We start from the raw sequence: 1779 nt of genomic DNA, 5'->3' as shown, positions 1-1779 counted from the left end.
GCAGCTTGCGGCAAAGCCTGTCACATCCACATCAAGGCAGCGCCTGCAAACTCTTTTGCAGAAGTATGCATTATTGATGATGGCCCAGGAATACCCGAAGAGATCATTGCGGAAGTGTTTGAGGCTTTCGTATCGTCCAAGTCGGATGGCTTGGGCATAGGGCTGTCGATCTCACGAACAATTATCGAGGCACACGGCGGCCAGATTAAGGCCAGCAACTTGCCCGACGGCGGCGCTTCGGTGTGCTTCACTCTCCCCCGCACATCCCTTCGAAGTGCTGGGCATGAACATTCCGCAGCTCGCGACTACTCGGCCTCCCGCTGAGGGATGTGAGTTCAATCCGTCCTTTCAGACACCTGCCACCAAGTGTGGCTACCCGCATGATCAGCGTTCGGTACCGGTTGCTTGATGCCTCAGTGCCAGCTCAGCATGTGCGGCCTAGCGTGGACAGATGTCCGTGATGCGGCTACCCCGAGGTCGAGGTCGCCCTATGGATATTGTTAGCTCCCATCTCGATACACAGGCCCGCGCCTTGGACTGCCAGCGCCCGGTCTATGTGGTAGACGACGACAGCATGGTGCGTCGTGCCCTGTTCTTGGCCCTTCGCACCGCTGGCTTCCAACCGCGCTCCTTTTCTTCGGGACGGGATTTCCTCGACGAAGTGGAAACACTGGCATCGGGATGCGTCCTGCTTGACCTAAGGTTGCCTGAAATGGACGGGATTGCGATCCTTAGAGAGATGGGAGCACAGACCCAAAGGCTCCCGGTTGTCATGATCACCGGTCACGGCGAGGTTGAAGTTGCCGTGCGGGCGATGAAGCAGGGGGCTTCGGACTTCCTTGAAAAGCCGCTCAAGGACGACGAGCTTTTGAATCTTCTCGAGGAGCTCTTCGGAGGACTTACAGTTCAAGCAGAGCTGGCGGCCCAGCAAGAGCTCGCGGTGCAGAGCCTGAAGGAGCTCACCCCCCGGGAACGAGAGATTCTGCAAGGAATGATCGATGGGCTGACTAACAAGCTGGTTGCCCAAAGATTGGATATTAGCGCTCGCACTGTTGAGGTGCATCGCGCGAACATGATGAAGAAACTTGAGACCGGATCCGTGAGCGAGGCAACCCGGCTCGCTTTACTCGCGGGCATGAAGCCAAGCGGCTCATTCGCTCAACGCCGCAAGCGCTCGGATAAGTCTGTAACAATTTCCAGTATCTGAGCTGAAGCATGGAAGTGAGAGCCGGGCTTCGAATCGCGGCGAACATTCCCCTTCCCACAGCCTGCCTCGCGATCGAGGATGAATCGGATTTATCAAATCTGCGTCAGCATCAGCGGCGCAAACGCTAGACCCAACGGGCGAGAACGTCCCAGAGGTTCGCGAACGTGGCCCAGGCCATAAGCAGGCCGATGGCAAGGAGTACGCCGAACTCGAGCTTGAGCCGGGTCCCCGGGGTCATTGTTGGCTTCCTTCACGAAGCTGCTCGCAAACGGAGGCGATCTGCTGGCAGCGCGCCACGCCATCAGGATCGCTGGCCAGTCGGGCTATCTGGTCGGCGATGAACCGGGGCGCGTCGGGGCCCTTGTTGTTCTCGACCCACAGCGCCTTGGCCCAGATCTCCTGGTGCCGCTCCATCAGCGCACGATCGCGCGGCGGTAACCGGCAGCGCGCGCGTCGGCTTCGCTGCAGAACAGCTCTTCGGCGCGCGTCTCTTCGTAATACGGCATGCCCGGCAGGTGATAGATCCCCTGGCCCTTGCGGTTGCGATTGCCCTTGATCGTGCAGCCTGCTGC

At 59.3% G+C, this 1779-nt stretch carries 4 protein-coding genes; 2 read left to right on the top strand and 2 right to left on the bottom strand.

The window, feature by feature from the left end; translation table 11 throughout:
- Positions 1 to 324 (top strand): ATP-binding protein (locus ACFO0A_RS15285; RefSeq protein ID WP_379540041.1); only part of this gene is annotated, 324 nt, incomplete at its 5' end.
- Between the two features lie 166 nt (positions 325 to 490).
- Positions 491 to 1207, top strand: coding sequence for a response regulator transcription factor (locus ACFO0A_RS15280; RefSeq protein WP_379540040.1), 717 nt, complete (start codon positions 491 to 493; stop codon positions 1205 to 1207).
- Between the two features lie 234 nt (positions 1208 to 1441).
- Here ACFO0A_RS15280 and ACFO0A_RS15275 read toward each other — a convergent pair whose 3' ends face one another.
- On the bottom strand, positions 1442 to 1621 hold the full coding sequence (locus ACFO0A_RS15275) for a DUF6961 family protein (protein ID WP_379540039.1): 180 nt from the start codon (positions 1619 to 1621) through the stop codon (positions 1442 to 1444).
- Entirely contained in the window at positions 1621 to 1764 is a 144-nt protein-coding gene (locus tag ACFO0A_RS15300) for a sunset domain-containing protein (protein WP_465263014.1), read from the bottom strand. The genes ACFO0A_RS15275 and ACFO0A_RS15300 overlap by 1 nt, the downstream gene beginning before the upstream one ends.
- Positions 1765 to 1779 lie beyond the last annotated feature (15 nt).

It is taken from the genome of Novosphingobium tardum (assembly GCF_042652045.1).
Taxonomy (GTDB): Bacteria; Pseudomonadota; Alphaproteobacteria; order Sphingomonadales; family Sphingomonadaceae; genus Novosphingobium; species Novosphingobium tardum.
The sequence above is the reverse complement of the archived record's forward strand: the minus strand, read 5'-3'. Positions and strand labels throughout refer to the sequence as shown.